The 19,077-nt window shown below is 70.1% G+C and carries 18 protein-coding genes; 12 read left to right on the top strand and 6 right to left on the bottom strand.

Going from position 1 to position 19,077, the window contains the following annotated elements; genetic code table 11:
- Positions 1–33 precede the first annotated feature (33 nt).
- Positions 34–753, bottom strand: a complete 720-nt coding sequence (locus tag E3O49_RS04705; protein WP_134367799.1) for an SDR family oxidoreductase — start codon at positions 751–753, stop codon at positions 34–36.
- A 4-nt stretch (positions 754–757) separates the two neighbouring features.
- Positions 758–2,137, bottom strand: a complete 1,380-nt coding sequence (locus E3O49_RS04700; RefSeq protein WP_134367797.1) for a DUF6421 family protein — start codon at positions 2,135–2,137, stop codon at positions 758–760.
- A gap of 404 nt (positions 2,138–2,541) precedes the next feature.
- Here E3O49_RS04700 and E3O49_RS04695 point away from each other — a divergent pair, with 404 nt between their 5' ends.
- Positions 2,542–2,970: a DUF1622 domain-containing protein gene (locus E3O49_RS04695; RefSeq protein ID WP_134367795.1), complete on the top strand. Its 429-nt coding sequence runs from the start codon at positions 2,542–2,544 to the stop codon at positions 2,968–2,970.
- A gap of 28 nt (positions 2,971–2,998) precedes the next feature.
- Here the strand turns inward: E3O49_RS04695 and E3O49_RS04690 are convergent, their stop codons facing one another.
- Both E3O49_RS04690 and E3O49_RS04685 read right to left on the bottom strand, forming a co-directional pair.
- Positions 2,999–4,264, bottom strand: coding sequence for a methyltransferase (locus E3O49_RS04690; protein WP_134411038.1), 1,266 nt, complete (start codon positions 4,262–4,264; stop codon positions 2,999–3,001).
- A gap of 137 nt (positions 4,265–4,401) precedes the next feature.
- A complete protein-coding gene (locus tag E3O49_RS04685; RefSeq protein ID WP_134367792.1) occupies positions 4,402–5,394 on the bottom strand; it encodes an LLM class F420-dependent oxidoreductase in 993 nt (330 codons plus the stop codon).
- Between the two features lie 74 nt (positions 5,395–5,468).
- Between E3O49_RS04685 and E3O49_RS04680 the strand changes: the two genes are divergently transcribed.
- Positions 5,469–6,671 (top strand): glycerate kinase, encoded by a 1,203-nt coding sequence (locus tag E3O49_RS04680; protein WP_134367790.1) that lies wholly within the window; start codon positions 5,469–5,471, stop codon positions 6,669–6,671.
- Here E3O49_RS04680 and E3O49_RS04675 read toward each other — a convergent pair.
- The gene (locus tag E3O49_RS04675) at positions 6,668–7,537 is read right to left on the bottom strand and encodes a 2,3-bisphosphoglycerate-dependent phosphoglycerate mutase (protein ID WP_134405979.1); all 870 of its coding nucleotides are present in this window, start codon (positions 7,535–7,537) and stop codon (positions 6,668–6,670) included. The two genes, E3O49_RS04680 and E3O49_RS04675, sit on opposite strands and share 4 nt — an antisense overlap.
- Positions 7,538–7,721: 184 nt before the next feature.
- The gene (locus E3O49_RS04670; RefSeq protein ID WP_134367788.1) at positions 7,722–8,336 is read right to left on the bottom strand and encodes a hypothetical protein; all 615 of its coding nucleotides are present in this window, start codon (positions 8,334–8,336) and stop codon (positions 7,722–7,724) included.
- A gap of 139 nt (positions 8,337–8,475) precedes the next feature.
- On the opposite strand from E3O49_RS04670, the gene E3O49_RS04665 reads away from it, so the two are divergent.
- From E3O49_RS04665 to E3O49_RS04620, 10 genes are all read left to right on the top strand, one after another.
- Positions 8,476–9,318, top strand: a complete 843-nt coding sequence (locus E3O49_RS04665; RefSeq protein ID WP_134403246.1) for an SDR family NAD(P)-dependent oxidoreductase — start codon at positions 8,476–8,478, stop codon at positions 9,316–9,318.
- Between the two features lie 186 nt (positions 9,319–9,504).
- Complete coding sequence (locus E3O49_RS04660) at positions 9,505–11,052, top strand: GGDEF domain-containing protein (protein ID WP_134367784.1); 1,548 nt, start codon at positions 9,505–9,507, stop codon at positions 11,050–11,052.
- 141 nt (positions 11,053–11,193) lie between these two features.
- Positions 11,194–12,228 (top strand): LacI family DNA-binding transcriptional regulator, encoded by a 1,035-nt coding sequence (locus E3O49_RS04655; RefSeq protein ID WP_134367782.1) that lies wholly within the window; start codon positions 11,194–11,196, stop codon positions 12,226–12,228.
- Position 12,229: 1 nt separating this feature from the next.
- Positions 12,230–13,738 carry a sugar ABC transporter ATP-binding protein gene (locus E3O49_RS04650; protein ID WP_134367780.1) on the top strand — a complete coding sequence of 503 codons (1,509 nt, stop codon included), beginning with the start codon at positions 12,230–12,232 and terminating at the stop codon, positions 13,736–13,738.
- 17 nt (positions 13,739–13,755) lie between these two features.
- On the top strand, positions 13,756–14,727 hold the full coding sequence (locus E3O49_RS04645) for an ABC transporter permease (protein WP_134367778.1): 972 nt from the start codon (positions 13,756–13,758) through the stop codon (positions 14,725–14,727).
- 70 nt (positions 14,728–14,797) lie between these two features.
- Positions 14,798–15,742: a substrate-binding domain-containing protein gene (locus E3O49_RS04640; RefSeq protein ID WP_134367826.1), complete on the top strand. Its 945-nt coding sequence runs from the start codon at positions 14,798–14,800 to the stop codon at positions 15,740–15,742.
- Positions 15,739–16,713, top strand: coding sequence for a ribokinase (locus tag E3O49_RS04635; protein WP_134367776.1), 975 nt, complete (start codon positions 15,739–15,741; stop codon positions 16,711–16,713). The genes E3O49_RS04640 and E3O49_RS04635 overlap by 4 nt, the downstream gene beginning before the upstream one ends.
- A complete protein-coding gene (gene rbsD, locus E3O49_RS04630; protein WP_134367774.1) occupies positions 16,710–17,093 on the top strand; it encodes a D-ribose pyranase in 384 nt (127 codons plus the stop codon). The genes E3O49_RS04635 and rbsD overlap by 4 nt, the downstream gene beginning before the upstream one ends.
- Positions 17,094–17,170: 77 nt before the next feature.
- Positions 17,171–17,701: a pyridoxine/pyridoxamine 5'-phosphate oxidase gene (locus E3O49_RS04625; protein WP_134367772.1), complete on the top strand. Its 531-nt coding sequence runs from the start codon at positions 17,171–17,173 to the stop codon at positions 17,699–17,701.
- A gap of 234 nt (positions 17,702–17,935) precedes the next feature.
- Positions 17,936–18,628 (top strand): hypothetical protein, encoded by a 693-nt coding sequence (locus E3O49_RS04620; RefSeq protein WP_134367770.1) that lies wholly within the window; start codon positions 17,936–17,938, stop codon positions 18,626–18,628.
- Positions 18,629–19,077: the final 449 nt, after the last annotated feature.

Genomic DNA, 19,077 nt, shown 5'->3' with positions numbered 1-19,077 from the left:
CACGTTAGCGCGCCGCGGACTGCCGGCGACCGGTCAGGCGGCGGGCGGGGCCAGGAGAACCCGGGTGTTGTTGACGGATGCCGCCGGCACGTCCCAGAGGCCCGCGACCGCGGCCGCGAGCCGGCCTTCGAGCCCGTCGAGGGCCCGCACGACGAAGATGACCGCCGCGGCATCCGTGCCCGCCTTCGCGAAGCCCTGGCCGACCGCGCGGGTCCAGGTCTCGGCCGCGGCCTTCGCTGCGGCATAGTTCGCGCCGCCGGGGGCCGGTTTGTCGACCGACACCGACGAGACGATCGCCAGCCGGCCGGCCGGGGAGGCGAGCAGGTCGTCGTTGAAGGCGCGGGTGGTGTTGCGCAGGGTGGTGACGACGTGGGCGTGCAGGAAGTCCCAGTCCGCGTCGGTCTGGCCGACCAGGCCGCCGCCGCCGCGCCAGCCGCCGACGAGGTGGATCAGGCCGTCGATCGGGCCGGCGTCGGCCCGAACGGCGTCGGCCAGGGCGGTGACGGCCGCGAAATCGGCGAGATCACAGCGGTACGTGAGCAGGCCGGGCAGGTCACTTTGCATCGTCTGCAGGCGCTCGGCGTTGGAGCCGACCGCGATCACGCGCGCGCCGGCATCCGTCAGTGCGGACGCCACCGCGCGACCGGCCGCGCTGGTCGCACCGGCGATGAGCACGGTGCGGCCAGCAGCGGCGCGGCTTGCGGCGTCAACCGAGCGGCCGGCGTCGGGCGCCGGCCGCTCGGTTGCGCCCATGCTGTCAGTCACGCCCGGTGAGCCCGGCCGTCGACTCGATCACGGACTTCATCTTCTTGTCGAGCGCCTCGAAGAACATCGACAGCGGGAACTCGTCGTCCAGGACCAGGTCGGTGTACCCCTTCGGCGAGCCGGCGAGCACCTCCAGCGGCAGACCGCGGGACCACTGCGACGCCGGGTTGGGCGTGAGGGTCTTCGCGATCATGTCGTAGGCGGCCAGCCAGTGCGACTTCTTCGGCCGGTCGATCGACGCCCAGTAGAGGTCGTCGATCTGCTTGCCGAGCGCGATCACCACGTCGGGGACACCGTCCCAGTCGAAGGTGAGGGCCGTGTCGGTCCAGTGCAGCACGTGGTGCTGATGCATCCACGCGAACAACAGTTGACCTCCGAGGCCGTCGTAGTTGCGCACCCGGCTGCCGGTGATCGAGAACCGGAAGATCCGGTCGAAGATCACGCCGTACTGCACCAGTTTCGCGTGCCGGCGCGCCTCCGGGCTGGCGCTCTCGTCCCGTTCGATCGTGACCGATTCGCGGAACGCGGTCAGGTCGCAGCGCAGCTCCTCGAGGGAGTAGAGAAAGAACGGCATCCGCTGCTTGATCATGAACGGGTCGAACGGCAGGTCGCCGCGCATGTGCGTGCGGTCGTGGATGAGGTCCCACATGACGAACATTTCCTCGGTCAGGTGCTGGTCGTCGAGCAGCGCGGCGGCGTCCTCCGGCAGTTCGAGTCGCGTGATCTCGGCGGCCGCGCGCACGACCCGGCGGAACCGGGCAGCCTCGCGGTCGGCGAAAATCGCACCCCAGGTGAAGGTGGGAATCTCGCGCATCGCGACCGTCTCGGGGAACAGGACGGCCGAGTTGGTGTCGTAGCCGGGCGTGAAATCGAGGAACCGAATCGGCACGAACAGTTTGTTGGTGTATTCCTGCTCCAGCTCGTCGATGAATTCCGGCCAGATGACCTCGATCAGCACGGCCTCGACCAGCCGGTTCGAGCTGCCGTTCTGCGTGTACATCGGGAACACGACCAGGTGACGGATGCCGTCGGCCCGGTGCTGCTGCGGCTGGAACGCCATCAGGGAGTCGTAGAAGTCCGGCAGGCCGAAGCCCTCGCTGCGCCAGCGCTCGAAGTCCCGGACCGAGGCCGCGAGGTAGGCGGCGTCGTGCGGGAACAGCGGCGTGAGTTCGTCGATGGCCGCGATGATCACGTCGACGTGGGCCTCGGCATCCGTGTGGGCGTCGGCGTTCGGGATCGAGCCGTCCTGAACCTGGCCGGCCTGGAGCGCCGTGGCGGCGGACTTGAGGCGGAGCCAGGCCGGGTGGGTGGCGACATCCTCGAGAACCTCGGGCTCTCCGACCAGTGCGTCTTGCGCAACATAATTCGACATGGGAACCTCCCGTCCTTCGTGAGTGCCGCGGTCGCGGCTTTGGTGATGGTGCGGCGGCGCCAGCATCGGCGCCATCGTCCAGAGTATCGGGAGCTGGCCGGTGTTTTCTTGCGACTTCTCGCAACGAATCGCCGCTTTGCCGGCATCACCGCGACGAAAATCACCGTTCGGTGCGGACGTCCCGTGGCGAGTGTCGCCGATTGCGCCGAATGACGCCGTCCCGACGGCGACGCTGGGTGGCGACGGCGACTCTCGGGCCCGGTTGCGGCGTTTGAGTTCGGGCATGACGGATGCGGCGGCGCTGCGCCGTCGCTGCCGGGCGATGGATCGGCAGCCGCCGATGTCGACAGGCCCGACCGGCGCGCGGTATCGTCACAACAACCACACAGCGAGGAGCGCGGCCGATGGACTTTGAGCAGGTGATCGCCGTGGTCATCCGGGTCGTCGAGGCTGCCGGTGCGGCCATCATGGTGCTCGGTGGTGCGGCCGCGGTCATCGCCGCGGTGCCGGCGGTGCTGCGGGCCGACACCCGGCCGGGCGCCTACACCGGGCTGCGCCGCAACCTCGGCCGGGCCATCCTGCTCGGCCTCGAGGTGCTGATCATCGCCGACATCATCCGCACGATCCTCGTCGATCCGACCCCGCAGAGCGTGCTGGTGCTGGGCGCCATCGTGGTGATCCGGGTGCTGCTCAGCTTCTCGCTCGAGGTGGAGATGGACGGCGTCTGGCCCTGGTCCCGCTGGCGTCTGGCCGCGGGCAAGGGAACGGCAACGGCAACGAGCGCAGGCACGGGCACGGATGCGGGCGGCGCTGCCGCGCATCCGCTCAGCTGACTCAAGCAGATCAAGCAGCTGAGTCGGGTCAGGAATCCGTCGGGGAGGCCGCCGTCAGCCGCCAGAGCGAGGTCGTTTCCTTCGACCGGGCCGCGTGCAGGGGGTCGGCCGTGTCGGCGGCGCGGCGGTGCACCGGCTTGGTGTCCAGCCGGGCCACGACCGCCAGGCCGGCGTCCTCGATCAGGTCGAGCAGGGCGCCGCGGGAGCGGAGGCCCAGGTGCTCGGCGATGTCGGAGAGGACGAGCCAGCCCTCGCCGGCGGGCGCGAGGTGGTCTGCCAGTCCGGCCAGGAAACCCCGCAGCATCCGGCTGTCCGGGTCGTAGACGGCGAAGTCGGTGGCGGTGACGGCCGAGGCGGGGATCCACGGCGGGTTGCAGACCACCAGGTCGGCGCGCCCGGCGGGGAACAGGTCGGCTTCGACGATGTCGACCGAACCGGCCAGCCCGAGCCGGGTTATGTTCTCACGCGCGCAGGCCAGGGCCCTCGGCTCCTGGTCGGTGCCGACCACGTGAGCGATGCCGCGGCGCGCGAGCACGGCCGCGAGCACGCCGGTACCGGTGCCGATGTCGAACGCGGTGCCGGTGGGGCCGGCGGCGGCGTCCGGGAGCGGGGCCGTGTTCACCAGGTCGAGGTATTCGCCGCGCACGGGGGAGAAGACGCCGTAGTGGGGGTGGATGCGCGCACCGAGCGCGGGGACGTCGACGCCGGTCGTGCGCCACTCATGCGCCCCGATCACGCCGAGCAGCTCGCGCAGGGGGGTCACCGAGGCATCCGTGGCCGGACCGTAGGTCTCGGTGCAGGCCTGCCGCACATCGGGGGCGCGGCGCAGCGGCACCGTGTAGTCGGCGTCCAACGGGACCAGGACCAGGGCCAGCAACTGCGCGCGGCGCAGGGCCTCCGACCGGTAGCGTCGGAACGCGGAGGCCAGGTCGGTCGCGGGCGTCTGCCGGCCGCGGTCGACCCGGCGGCCGAGGGCGCTGAGCAACTGGCGGGCGCCCAGGAAGTCGCCGCGCCAGAGCATGCCGGTGCCGTTCTGCGCGAGGCGGTAGGCGGCATCCGCGGTCATCGTGTCGTCGGCGATCACGACGCGTTTCAACGGGGCCCAGCCGCTCTCCGAGCGCCACAGGGCCGACCGGGGATGCCCGGACTCCTGCCAGGCGATGCGGGCGGTGGCGCTTGCGGTGGCGCTTGCCGGTGCGCCGATCGTCGGCGACGGATGCCCGGCGTCGCCGGTGTTGTTGGTGTTGTTGGAGTTGCCGGTGTTGCCGGTGTTGCTGTTCCTGATGGTGCTCATGGGTTCCATCCTCGCGCTCTGATGCGCCGAGTTCGACAGTTGCGGTCGAGTTCGAGTGGTGTGCCGGTCGAACTCGACCGGAAGCGGCGAATTCGTTGGGCGGACGGGCGGACGCGCGGGCGCCGTGGGAAGAACGGCTAGCGCAGCGCGGGCATGACCTCGCGCTCGAACAGCTCGATGCCGGAGCGGTCGTAGGCCGCCTCGGGGAAGTAGTGGATGGCGTAGCCGAGGCCACGCTCCTTCATGCCCTGCAGGCGCCGGGCGACCTGCTCGGGCGTGCCGACGCCCTGGGCGGTGCCGCTGCGGTACTCGGCCATGAACTCCTCCGCGCGGGACTCGCCGAGGTAGGGCGTGACCCGGGCCTGGATGGCGTCGAGACGCTCGGCGACCTCGGCCTCGGTGGCCCCGATCACGGTGTTGTAGTTCGCGGAGCGGGTGATCGCGTCGAAGTCGGTGCCGACGGCGGCGCAGTGCGCCTGGAGCAGGTCGCTCTTGTGCGTGAAACCCTCGGGCGAGCCGTCGAAGTTGGTGTAGTCCGCGTACTTCGCCGCGATCTTCAGGGTGACCTTCTCGCCGCCGCCGGCGATCCAGATCGGGATGCCGCCGTCCTGCAGCGGGAGCGGCCGCACGATGGCGCCGTCCACCTGATAGTGCTGCCCGTCGAGGGTGGCCTTCCCGGTCGTCCAGGCCTGGCGCATGATCTGCACACCCTCGTCGAGGCGGGCCAGGCGCTCGCCGGCGCGCGGGAAGCCGTAGCCATAGGCGCGCCACTCGTGCTCGTACCAGCCGGCGCCGATGCCCATCTCGACCCGTCCGCCGGAGATGATGTCGATGGTCGAGGCCACCTTCGCCAGGTAGGCGGGATTGCGGTAGCTGATGCAGGTGCACATCTGGCCGAGTCGAACCCGGGAGGTGGTCGCGGCGAACGCGCTCATCAGGGTCCAGGCTTCGTGGGTGGCCTCTTCGCTGGGCACCGGCACGGTGTGGAAGTGGTCGTACACCCAGATCGACTCCCAGTCGCCAGCGTCGGCGTGCGCCGCGAGGCCGCTCATGGCGGCCCACTGCTCGGCCGGGTCGATGCCGACCAGATCGTGACGCCAGCCCTGGGGTATGAAGAGTCCGAATCGCATGGATTCGAGCCTACGCGCCGCGCCGCCGCCCGGTCCGGTTTGCGGCGGGCATCCGTGACCGGGAGGATCGTTTCATGAAGTTCGTTCTGGCCCCCGACTCGTTCAAGGAGTCCATGTCCGCGGCCGAGGCCGTCGCCGCCATGGAACGGGGCATCCGGACCGTGTTCCCCGACGCCGAGTGTGTGGGTCTGCCGATGGCGGACGGCGGCGAGGGGACCGTTGACGCGCTCGTCGCCGCCCGTGGCGGCGCCCTGATCGTGGCGAAGGCCCTGGATGCGCTCGGCCGGCCGAGGGTCGCCCGGTACGGCTACGTCGCCGACGAACGGCTGGCGATCATCGAGATCGCGGCGGCCGCGGGCATCCAGCTCATCGACCCGGCCGACCGCGACCCGCGGAACGCCAGTACCTTCGGCGTGGGGCAGCTGATCACCGATGCGCTGGACCGGGGCGCCCGCCGGTTCGTGATCGGGCTGGGCGGATCGGCGACCACCGACGGCGGCGCCGGGATGCTGCACGCCCTCGGCGCGCGTCTGCTCGACGCAAACGGCCGGGACCTTCCCGGCGGGGGCGCCGCCCTGGCACGGCTGGCCCGGATCGACCTGGCCGGATTCGACCCGCGCCTGTTCGACGCGACGTTCGAGATCGCGAGCGACGTGACCAACCCGCTGCTCGGCGCGGAGGGGGCCGCCGCCGTCTTCGGCCCGCAGAAGGGCGCGGACGAGGTGATGGTGCGCGAACTCGACGCGGCCCTCACCGTCTACGCCCGGGTGCTGGCCGAGACCACCGGATACGACGTCGCCGGGGAGTCCGGGGCCGGCGCGGCGGGCGGTCTCGGCGCGGCCTTCCTGGGCTGCTTCGACTGCCGGATGCGGCGCGGCATCGAGGTGGTGATGCAGGCGGCCGGCCTCGCCGTGCGTCTGGACGGGGCGGACTACGTCTTCACCGGCGAGGGCAGCGTCGATGCCCAGACCCTCCGCGGCAAGGCCCCGCTCGGGGTGGCCGAGGTCGCCGCACGTGCGGATGTGCCGGTGATCGCGTTCGCCGGCCGGATCGGCGACGGCGCCGAGGCGCTGTACGACCACGGGTTCAGCGTTCTGGTGCCGATCGTGGCGGGGATCAGCGACCTGTCGCAGGCGCTTCGGGACGGCCCGAGGAACCTCGAGCGGGCGGTCGCGACGGTCTGCCGCCTCCTGGCGCTCCGCGCCTCAGGCAGCGCGCGCCCGGGAGGCGGCGCGAGCGGGGATCCCCTCGGGACGGACGAGCCTGCAGCGCGCTAGGTTCCGCCCTCGCTCGCGAGCCTGACCGCCGCCGCCAGCGCGGTCACGGCGTCGAGATACCGGCCGCCGGCCGGGTTGGGCCGGTCGGCGGAGTCGAACCGGTAGACCAGCGGATGCCCGGTGGGCAGGTTCAGGTCGCGGATCTGCTGGTCGTCCAGGCCGTCGAGAACCGCGCACAGGGCGCGCAGCGAGTTGCCGTGCGCGATCACGAGCACCGTCTGGCCGCGGGCCAGCAGCGGGTCGACTCGCTCTTCGAGGACGGCGCCGACCCGCTCGATCACCTCGCTCAACGCCTCGGTGCGGGTCAGGGCCGCCGGCGGCAGGCCGCGGAACAGGGCCGAGCGGGCGAATTCGTCGTAGAGAGCGTCACTCATCGGCGGCGGGGCCGCGTCGACGGAGCGGCGCCAGGCCACGAACTGTTCCTCGCCGAACTCCGCCCGCACATCGTCCTTGGATCGGCCGGTCAGGGCGCCGTAATTGCGCTCATTAAGCCGCCAGTCGGCGTCGCAGCCGGCCGGCGGGAGGGCCAGCCCGGCGGCCACGATGTCGGCGGTCTGCCGCGCGCGCGCCAGCGTCGAGGTGAGGAGGGTGACCGGGGGCGGGTCGGCGCCGGCGCCGGCGCCGGCGCCGGAACCGGGCAGGAGCTCGCCCGCCAGCGCGAGGTTGAGCAGGGCGGTGGCGGCGTGCGCCTCGCGGATGCCCTGCTCCGACAGCGGCGCATCGAGCACACCCGTGAACAGCCCGGCGGCATTCGCGGTGCTCTCGCCGTGCCGCAGCAGGATCAACACCCCGGCTTCGCGCACGATGACCAGCCCTGTTCCAGTCTCAGCCGACGGATGCCGCGGCACACGCCGTCGCGACGCCATTCCACCGCGAATCCTCAGGTTACAGCCCCGCCACTGTCCCGGCACGGCAGTCGTCCCGCCGGGTCCGCCGTCCGGCCACGAGTGCGGGTGAATCGTCGGTATGGGGCGTCCAAACCGACGATTCACCCGCACTCGCGGCAGGGGGCAGGGGGAAGTCGCGTGGGCGGGTGGAGGGGCGGGTGGCTCAGAAGCCGAAGTCACCGCCGAAGTCTCCGCCGCCGCCGAAGTCACCGCCGAAATCTCCGCCGCCCGAGGCACCGCCGCTCGCGTCGCCGTCGCCGCCGCCGGAGTCTCCACCGGAGTCGCCTCCGCCGGAATCGCCCGAGTCGCCGGAGGCATCCGTCGAACCGGAATCCATGGGCAGGAAGGCGCTCACCAGCGCGGAACCGATCACGTAGCCGGCGACGGTGCCGAGCAGGGAGCTGCCGACCATGCTGCCGAAGCTCGGGCCGCCCTGGCCCGAGCCGCCCTGGTTGCCGAAGCTGCGGGCGAGGGTGCCGGGCTGCCGCAGTTCCGCCCGGGTGGCCGCCTGAGCCAGCGCGGCCGGCTCGGCGTTCGCCGGGCGTTCGCTCGCGCCGACGCTCTCGCTGAGCTGGCGGAAGAGGAGGTCCCGCTGCTCATCGGTGAGTTTGCTGAACGCCTCCGTGTGCACCTGCTCGATCGTCTCGGGCGGCGCCGTGCGCAGCAGGTACTGGTAACGCTCCACGGCGATCTCGTCGTCGGTGCGCTGGGGTGGGCGGGGCCGCTGCTCGCGTTGCGCCTGCGGTTCGGTTCCGAAGAGTCGGTCGAAGAATCCCATGGTGTGCTCCTTGGCTCGGGTGCTGAGTCGGGGATCTCTACGATCCCATCCGTCGCTGAGTAGCCGCTGGAATGCGGATCAGCGCCGAGCCGGCGCCCGGCGTAAGACGCGGGTCCGCCCTTCTTGGGATGATTGGTCCATGACTCGAACCGTTTCCGGAGCCCGCGTGCTGATCACCGGCGCAGCCATGGGCATGGGCCGCCTCTACGCGGAGCGGGCCGTGGCCGAGGGCGCCGAGGCCGTGATCCTCTGGGACCGTGATGCCGCGGCGCTCGCCGTGACCGCCGCCATCCTGACCGAGCGATCGGCCGGCCGCACCCTCGTGGCCCCCTTCGTCGTGGACATCGCCGACCTGGGGGCGATTGCGCAGACCGCCCAGCGGGTGCGCACCGAGGTGGGACACCCGGACATCGTGATCAACAACGCCGGCATCGTGCGCGGATCCTTCTTCTGGGAGCACGACAACGGTGACGACACCCGGCCGACCATGCAGGTGAACGCGCTCGCGCCCATGTACATCACCCGGGAATTCCTGCCGATGATGATGAACAACCCGGGCCGGGAGTCCCGGATCGTGAACGTCGCCTCGGCGGCGGGGCTGCTGTCCAACCCGCGGATGAGCGTGTACGCGGCGTCCAAGGCGGCCCTGATCGGCTGGAGCGACTCGCTGCGCCTCGAACTGGTGCAGCAGAGGTACGGCCACGTGAAGGTCACCACCGTGAGCCCGAGCTACATCTCCACCGGCATGTTCGCGGGGGCCCGCGGGCCGCTGCTGACTCCGCTGATGACCCCGGATCACGTGGTCGACCGGGTGTGGCGGGCGATGCTCGCCGGCCGTCCGATGCTCACGATGCCGTGGACGGTCGGGCTCTCCACCGTGGTGCGCGGAGTGCTGCCGTTGCCGCTCTGGGACGCCGTTGCGGGCCGGGTATTCGGCGTCTACCGGTCGATGGACGCGTTCACCGGACGTCCCCGGCCCTAGCCACAGGCCCGCCGAGTGTGACCGTTCCGGTCGAGTGTGACCGGCGCAACGGGCACTCTCGACCGGAATGGACGCACTGGCGGTGCGAGAGGGATGGCGGGCGACCGGCACCCGGCGCCCGCCTGCCCCCGAACTGGGGTCCTCGTTTAGGGGGACACGGCGGCGGCCGTCGCCTACGTTGAAAGCATGGACGCAGCGGCGCACGGCCTCGTGCTCGATCGGGCCCGCCCGATTGCCGCGGCGCGGCCCCGGGGCGTCGCGGACGGCGTCCGTTGGCTCTTCCTCTGGCTGGCCGTGGTCTCGGCGGCGCTCACCGTTCCCGGCGTGCTCCTCGGCGCCCGCGGCGGCCTGATGATCCTTGGCCCGGCCGCTGCGCTGATGCTCACTGCCTCCTGGATCTTCGGCTATCGCCGCGGGAGTGCCCCCGTCGGGCTGGACATCGTCGATGCGGCGGCGCTCATCGGCATCGCGCTCGCCTCACCCCAGCCCGGGGCCGTGGTGATTGTCGTGTTCGGGGCCCTGTGGTTTCGCAGCCTGTACGGCTCCGCCTGGCAGGCGCTGCTCCGGGTCTGCCTCTATGCGGCCGCTCTGGGGTTGCCCTTCGGGCTGTGGCCGCTGCTGTTCGGGACCGAGTTCGGAATCGATCCCGGCATCTACTCGGCGGTGCTTCCCGCCCTCTTCGTCACCGTGGCCATCGCCCGGCAGCTGGGCAAATCCCTCGTGGCCCGGGACCAGAGCATCGGCCGCGACCGGGTTCTGGCCGAGACCGGTGCCCAGTTGCTCGGCGCGGTAGACCCTGACGCGATCATCGCCCTGGCCTGGGATGCCTCGACCGATTTATGCGCCGCCGCTCCCGGGCTGCGCCTGCTCAGAGTGGTTGCGGAAGGCTCTGACCTCAGAGTGGACGGAACCGCCGGCACCTTCCGCACGGCGCCGACCCGGCTGGCGGCCGACGTGCTGTTCACCCGGCCGGGGTCCGCCTACGCGCGCATCCTCGACCCGGCACCCCTCAACGCCGCCGTCGGAACGCCCGTGATGTGGGAGTGCCTGGCTTTCGAGGGCCGCGATCACCGCGGCTGGCTGCTGGTCGGCGCCCCCAGACGGATGCCCGCCGAGGTTCTCTTGTCGGTGCGGGGCCTCGTCGCCCAGGTGGCCCTGGCGATCCGCACCAGCGACGCCCACCGGGACCTGACGATGCTGGCCCGCACCGACTCGCTGACCCTGCTCGACAACCGATCGTCGTTCCTGGCCGGGTTGGCCGAGACGATCGCCGAGGCCGGTTCGCATGAAACGCAGGTGCTGTTCCTCGACCTGGACGACTTCAAGGACGTCAACGACGCCTTAGGTCACGGCGCCGGCGATGCCCTGCTGGTGGATGTGGCAGCCCGGCTGCTGCGCTGCACCCGTCCGACGGACCTCTGCGCCCGACTCGGCGGCGACGAGTTCGCGGTGCTGCTGCGGGACACGACCCCGGAGGCCGCGGCCGCGGTGGCCGAGCGGATGGTGGCGGCCATCCACGCACCCTTCCCGATCGGCGGCGGTGCAGGCGGGCGCTCCGTGCGGGTCGGCGCCAGCATCGGCGTCGCGACGGCGATCCCCGGGGTCGGCGTCGAGGGTTTGGTGCACCGGGCCGACGTGGCGATGTACGCCGCCAAGGCGCAGGGCAAGAACCGGGTCGAGTACTTCGCCCTCGGGCTGCTTAACGCGGACCGGGGCCTCGCGCCCCAGGCCTGATCGGCCGGGTCGGTTCTCCGCCCGGCAGGGGTCGGCCCGTTGCGGCTCGCAGGGCGGCACGCATTGACATTCGCTCACCTCGCGATCTAGTATGGAATCGATTCCATGGAAACGATTCCATGAACACAAAGGGGTGACACGATGGCGGAGATCACGATCAAGGATGTGGCGTCGCTGGCCGGCGTCTCGGCGGCCACCGCGTCCCGTGTGCTTTCCGGCAACCCGGCCACCTCGCCCGGGGCGCGGGCCAGGGTGGCCGCGGCCATCACCGAGCTGGACTACCGGCCCAACGCCCAGGCGCGGGCACTGCGCTCCACCCGCAGCGATTCCATCGGCCTGCTGGTGTCGGATGTTCGCAACCCGTTCTTCGCCGACCTCGCCCACACCGTCGAGCAGGCCGCGCTCTCCGAGGGGTACGTCACCCTGCTCGGCAACGCCAATGAGCGCAAGGAACAGCAGGACCGCTACCTGGACACCCTGATCTCTCGCCGGGTGGACGGCATCATCGTGGCGCCGCTCGGCGACGGCAGCGGCAGCATCGCCTCCCTGATCGAGCGGGAGATCCCCACGGTGTTCGTCGACCGCACGGTGGACGGCATCGATGTGCCGAGCGTGACGACCGACAGTGAGGCCGGCATCCGCCAGGCCGTCGAGCACCTCTCATCCGTCGGTCATACCCGGATCGGGTACATCTCGGGCCCGCAAGCCACCTCGACCGGTCGGGAGCGGTTCGCGGCCTTCACCTCTGCCGTGGCGGACACCGGGCTCAGCCAGGACCCCGAACTCGTCTACTTCGGTGACTTCCAGGCGGCGAGCGGCTCGGCGGGCGTGCATGCGCTGCTCGACCTCGACGAGCCGCCCACCGCCCTGCTGGCCGCGGACAGCCTGATGGCCGTGGGCGCCCTCGCCATCCTGCACAAGCGGGGCTTGCGTATCGGCACGGACATCGCGATGATCGCCTTCGACGACGTCGAGTGGTTCGCCCTGCTCAACCCCGCACTCAGCGTCATCTCCCACAGCGTCGAAGACATGGGCCGATTGGCCGTCGAGATGCTCCTGCAGGTCATCGCCGGCGGTACCCCGGAATCGGTGGTGCTGCCCAGCGAACTCATCATCCGGGCCTCATCGTCGTCGCCCATCTCCCCCTCAGCCGGGCTCCGCCCGAGGAAGAACTGAAATGAGTCAAGAACCACTGGTCACCCTGCAGAACGTGGGCAAAAGCTTCGGCCCGGTGACGGTCATCAAAGACGTCACCGTCAGCGTCTACGCCGGCCAGGTGCAGGTGCTGCTCGGCGAGAACGGCGCCGGCAAGTCCACCCTGATCAAGATGATGGCGGGCGTGTACCAACCCGACGCCGGTCACATCGTCGTCGACGGGAAGACGGTCGTCCTGCCCACGACCCGGGCCGCCGAGGAGCTCGGAATCGCCACCATCCACCAGGAACTCAACCTGGTGTCCACGATGAGCATCGCCGAGAACGTCATGCTCGGACGCACGCCCACCAAACACGGCATGGTCGACCGCAGCGCCCTGCGCAACCGGGCGCGCGCCGCCCTCGCCCTGATCGGGCTCGACGTCGACGTCGACACCCTGGTCGGCGAGCTGGGCATCGCCCAGCAGCAACTGGTCGAAATCGCCAAGGCCCTGAGCATCAATGCCCGCATCCTGATTCTGGACGAGCCCACCGCCGCCCTGACCCGCCACGAGACCGAAAGCCTGTTCGCCGTGATGGCGGACCTGCGCCGCCGCGGAGTGGGGATGCTGTTCATCAGCCACCACCTCGACGAGATCGCCGAGGTCGGTGACACCGTCACCGTGCTGCGCGACGGCGAATTCATCGCCGAAGTGCCCGCGTCCACGCCCGAAGCCGACCTCGTCAAACTCATGGTCGGCCGCAGCATCGAGGACCAGTTCCCGCGCGTTGCCGGACATTCGGGCGAGGCCGCCGAGATCCTCCGGGTCGAGAAGCTCACCTCGGCCGGAAAGTTCGACGACATCAGCTTCACCGTCAAGGCCGGCGAGGTGCTCAGCATCGCCGGGCTGGTCGGAGCCGGCCGCACCGAACTGATCCGGGCCATCGCCGGGGTCGACAACTACTCCTCCGGCTCCGTCGCGGTGCGCGGACAGGTCCTGCCCCACGGCAGCATCCCGGCGGCCATCGCCGCGGGCATCGGGCACGTGCCCGAGGACCGCAAGGGAGAGGGGCTGGTGCTCGACGCATCCGTCAACGACAACCTCGGCTACGCCACCCTCGCGTCCACCGCCAGGATGGGGCTGGTCGACTTCACCGGCCAGCGCCGCCGGGCCTCGGAAGTGGCCAAGAAGCTGCGCATCCGGATGCACACCATCGACCAGCCGATCCGCGCTCTCTCCGGCGGTAACCAGCAGAAGGCCGTGTTCGGCCGCTGGATCATCGCCGCTTCCACGGTGCTGCTGCTTGACGAGCCCACCCGCGGCGTCGACGTGGGCGCCAAGGTCGAGATCTACGAACTGATGAACGCCATCACGGCGGCCGGGGGAGCCATCCTGATGGTCTCCAGCGAGTTGCCCGAGATTCTCGGCATGAGCGACCGCATCCTCGTGATGCGCGACGGCCGGATCGCGGGCGAGCTCACCGCGGCCGAAGCCACCCAAGACGCAGTCATGACACTCGCCGCCCGCGATGTCGACGAGCAGAACGATTAGAGATAGGGAAGCACACCATGTCCACCACAATCCTGCCGGCGAAGCGCCGAAGCTTCAACTACAAGAAGTTCCTCGCCAACAACGGCGCCCTCGTCGGCCTCGTCGTTCTCTGCATCGCCCTGTTCATCGCGACCCCCGACTTCCTGACCGCGCAGAACCTGCTCAACATCGGCATCCAGGTGTCGACCGTGGCCGTGCTGGCCTTCGGTATGACTTTCGTCATCGTCGCGGGCGGGATCGACCTGTCGGTGGGCGCCGTGGCGGCCCTGTCGGCCATGTCGTCCGGCTGGCTCTTCGCCAGCGGCGGCCTCCCCGGCTGGCTCGCCCTCCTGGGCGGCCTGGCGGTCGGTCTCCTGGCCGGGACCATCAACGGACTGGCCAACGCCTACGGCAAGCTGCCCTCCTTCATCGCCACCCTCGCCATGCTCAGCGTCGCCCGCGGCCTGACCCTCGTCATCTCGGACGGCCGCCCGATCAAGACCGCCGCGGAGGTCTCCTTCCTCGGCGGCAACATCGGACCCGTGCCGATGCCGATCGTGATCCTCGTGCTCGCGGCCCTGGTTGCCTCGTTCCTGCTCAACCGCACCGTGATCGGCCGCTCCATGTACGCCGTCGGCGGCAACGCCGAGGCGGCGCGGCTGTCCGGACTGCCCGTCAAGCGCATCCTCGTCACCGTGTTCGCCCTGGCCGGCCTCTTCGCAGCCCTCGCCGGATTGCTGCTGGCCGGCCGCCTCGACTCCGCCCAGCCCCAGGCGGCGGCCGGCTACGAGCTCGACGCCATCGCCGCGGTCGTCATCGGCGGTGCGTCCCTCTCGGGTGGCCTCGGCAAGATCTCCGGCACCTTCGTCGGCGCCCTGGTGCTCGTCGTCATCCGCAACGGCCTCAACTTGCTCAACGTCACCTCGTTCTGGCAGCAGGTCGTGATCGGCCTCGTCATCGCCCTCGCCGTCGGAGTCGACGTGTTGCGCCGCAAGACCCGCAACAGCTGACCCTCTCACCCCGCACCACCCAACTACACCAACTACACCAACTACACCAACTACACCCAAAGGAAAAACAATGAAGTCGTCCTCGTTTTTGAAAATTGCAGCACTGACTGCCACCGCGGCACTGATCCTGGCCGGAACCACCGCCTGCGGCCGTGGCGGCGGGGGCGAGGCCTCCGGCGACAAGATCGTGATGGCCATCTCCACCCTGAACAACCCGTTCTTCGTTGAACTGCGCGACGGCGCCCAGGCCGCCGCCAAGGACGCCGGAGTGCAGTTGAACATCGTCGACGCCCAGAACGACTCGGCCACCCAGGCCAACCAGCTCGCGACCGCCGCCTCGGGCAGCACCAAGGCCGTGATCGTGAACCCGGTTGACTCGGATGCCGCCGCCTCGTCCGTGAACGCCCTGCTCAAGGCCGGTATCCCGGTCATCGGTGTTGACCGCACGGTCAACGGTGCCGACCTCGACTCCCTTGTCGCCAGCGACAACGTGGCGGGCGGCCGTCAGGCTGCCGACGAACTCGCCAAGGCCATGGGCGAGAAGGGCAGCGTGATCCAACTGCAGGGCGTCTCCGGAACGTCGGCGAGCCGCGACCGCGGCGCCGGTTTCGAAGAGGGAATGAAGGCCTACCCCGGGATCACCGTGGTCGCCAAGCAGACCGCGAACTTCGACCGAGCCGCCGCGCTCGACGTCACCACCAACCTGATGCAGTCCAACCCGGGAGTGACCGGACTCTTCGCCGAGAACGATGAGATGGCGCTCGGCGCCATCCAGGCCCTCGGCGCCAAGGCCGGCACCGAGGTCTCCGTCGTCGGCTTCGACGGCACCTCCGACGGACTCGCCGCCATCAAGGCCGGCACCCTCGTCGCCACCATCGCGCAGCAGCCGGCCGAACTCGGCAAGCTCGCCGTCGAACTGGCCGTCAAGGCCATCAAGGGCGAGAAGATCGAGAAGAACGTTCCCGTCGAGGTCGTCTCCGTCACCAAGACGAATGTGGGCGACTTCGCCAAGTGAGTGACTTCACCGGCAGCACTCTCCCTGCACCGTCCGGCGACACCGGGCCCGGGTCGGTGGTCGTCGTCGGATCCATCAACGTAGACCAGCTGATCCGGATCGACCGGCACCCGCAGCCGGGCGAGACCCTCATCGGAACGTCGATGGAGTTCCTGCCCGGCGGCAAGGGCGCCAACCAGGCCGTGGCCGCGGCCCAGCTCGGCGCCTCCGTGCGCATGGTCGGCGCCGTCGGCCGGGACTCGCAGGCCCAGGTGGCTACGGCGATCCTGACCCGCGCGGGCGTCGACCAGTCGGCCGTGCGAACTGTCGACGGTCCCACCGGGCTCGCCCTGGTCGCGGTGGCCGACGACGGGGAGAATACGATCGTGGTCATCCCCGGTGCCAACGCGATGATGGGGGCCGAGGCCGTCGAGGCCAACGCGGCCGTCATCGCGTCGGCCGCCGTGGTGGTGCTCCAGGGCGAGATCCCCGCCGCGGGCATCGTCGCCGCAACGCGGCTGGCGACGGGGCGCGTCGTGCTGAACCTGGCGCCCGTGATCCCACTGGATGCCGCGGCGATCCGCCGCGCGGACCCGCTGGTCGTGAACGAGCACGAGGCCGCCCTCGTGCTCGCGCAACTGGAGCCGGACCGCCCGATCCCGACGGAGGACGCCGAGCTTGTCGCCCGGCTGCTGGAGTGGGGCGTCGCATCCGTCGTGCTGACCCGCGGCGCGAAGGGAGCCATCTGCGCCGACCGGGACGGCACCCACACCGTGGCCTCGCCCACGGTCGTCGCCGTGGACAGTTCCGGAGCCGGCGACGCCTTCGTCGGCGCCCTGAGCGCACAGCTGGCCGCGGGGGTGACCCTGTCGGAGGCCGTTCGGCTGGCCGTGCGAGTCGGGGCCTTCGCGGTGCAGAGCCGCGGAACCCAGACCTCGTATCCGACCCTCGCCGACGCGCTGCCGACTCTGGACGGGACGGTGCCCGCATGAAGCGGCGGGGCATCCTGAACGCCGAACTGTCGGGCGCGCTGGCCCGGCTCGGGCACACGGATATCGTTCTCCTCGCGGACTGCGGCATGCCGATCCCTCGGGGGGTCCCCGTGATCGACCTGGCGCTGGTGCACGGTATTCCGCGGTTCGAGCAGGTGCTCGACGCCCTGCGCGACGAGCTCGTATTCCAGGGCTGCGTCGCGGCGGAGGAAGCCAGGACCGCGCCCGCCGGGGCGTGGCTGTCCGAGCGCTTCGATGAGATCGAGTACATCAGTCACGAGGACCTGAAGAGCCTCTCCGCCTCGGCGAAGCTCTTTATCCGCACGGGCGAGGCCACGCCGTTCGCGAACGCGGCGCTGGTCTGCGGAGTCTCGTTCTGACGCTCTCCGCCTGAATCCAGGCTGCAGGGCGAACCACCGGTCAGGATCCGGCAGGGAACGCGCACTAGGCTCGCGGCGTGAGCGAATCATTCCGCAGCATGCTGCGTTCCCTGCCGGATTTTCCCGTTGATCTTCCGGTCTTCGACCCGGCCACGGCGCCGTCCGACCCGGCCGACCTGTTCCGGGAATGGCTGGGCGACGCACTCGACGCGGGCCTGCCCCAGCCGCACGCGTTCACCCTCTCCACCTCCGACGCTGCCGGTGCGGTGTCGTCGAGAATGATGATCCTGAAGAACCTCGACGCCGAGGGCTGGCACTTCGCCACCTCGAGGGCGTCGCGCAAGGGCCGGGAGCTGGCGGAGCATCCGCGGGTCGCCATGAATTTCTTCTGGTCTGGCCTCGGCCGCCAGGTACGCGTGGTCGGCACCATCGTCGAACTGTCAGCCGAGGAGTCCGCCGCAGACTGGGACGAGCGGCCAGGCGCCGACGGTTCACCGAACCCGACCTGGCAGCTGTACGCCGTGCGGCCGGTGGAGGTGGAGTTCTGGCAGGCCAGCACTGACCGCCGGCACGTGCGCCACCGCTACCTGGTTACCGCCGACGACTGAGCCGGCCCCGGCCGAACCGTTCGTCGACCCAGGTCCGATTCAGGCGGGTATGTCGCCCATCATGGCGTCGAGGTGTCTCGCTGTTGCCTGCGCGTCGTCGTTTAAATCCATCGCCTGATTCTGTGACGAACGCCCCCCGAGATGCGACTACATCTTGAGAGATTCTCGCGGGGACCGTTTTCCGTCTCGGCGGGACCTCAGGTCCATATTCGTATCAGTAGAGGAGCTATTGCCATGGCAACATACGACTCAACCGGTTCAAACATCAATCGAAACATTGACGATCCCGGCTCCGTCGCTGGGGTCCCCGCGGGAAATGGGGCGACCATCCGCGACGAGGGCGTCCGCGGCGACGACGGCGTCCGCCGCGACCCGGTCGTCGGACGCGACGCGGCCCGCTTCGGCGGAATCCAGTGGGGATCGGCTTTCTTCGGCTGGCTTACCGCCACCGGCACCGCAGTGATCCTTACCGCCCTGTTCGCTGCCGCCGGAGCCGCAGTCGGCCTGGGCGAGTCCGATTCCGCCGATCAGGCTGCCGGAACTGCTGCCGACAACGCCGGCACCATCGCACTGATCGGAGCCATCGTGCTCGCAGTCGTGGTGTTCGTGTCCTATTTGTGCGGCGGCTACGTGGCCGGTCGCATGGCCCGCTTCGACGGCATCAAGCAGGGAATCGCCGTGTGGGTGTGGGCGATCGTGATCGCCGCCGTCGCCGGGACCATCGGTGTCATCGCCGGCGGCCAGCTGAATATCCTGGGGAACCTGAACAGCCTTCCCAGCATCCCGCTCAATTCGGGAGACCTCACGGCAGGCAGCATCATCACCGCGATCGTCATCGTTCTGGTCAGCCTTGCCGGCGCAATCGTCGGCGGACTCGCCGGGATGCGGTTCCACCGTCGCGTGGACCGCGAAGTACTCGGCCGCTGACTCTGGCACGGATTACCAGCACAGGGCGGCTGGGCGGCCCGTTCCGCCCGGCCGCTTCCGCACTCTCGCACCCAAAGAACTTCAGACGAAAAGAGATCGCCATGCCTCGCCTGCTCAAGTACGTCCCCGTGGTCGTGACCCTGGTCACCAAGTACCTGCGCAGCCCGCAGGGCAAAGCCGTGATCCAGAAGATGCGGGCGTCGCGCCCCCGGCCGTAGAACGTCGTCCACACCTGACCGAAGGCCTGAAGAAGCCCGTCCGGGTCGCTGGTCGGGCCCCGGTGGACTGCATGTCGACCCCTTCAGAGGGCGATGTCGACAGGCTCGATCACCGGTGGCCCGACCCATCGACTAGATGAGTGAGTCCTAATGGTCGTAGGCGATGAGGGATCGTTTGTTGGGTGTTCCGAGGAGCCAGTTGTGCCAGATTCCGGCGGCGAGGGCGAGTAG

Origin of the sequence: Cryobacterium shii, from assembly GCF_004402595.1 — a bacterium.
Classification (GTDB): Bacteria; Actinomycetota; Actinomycetes; order Actinomycetales; family Microbacteriaceae; genus Cryobacterium; species Cryobacterium shii.
This window is presented reverse-complemented; position numbering and strand designations above follow the sequence as displayed.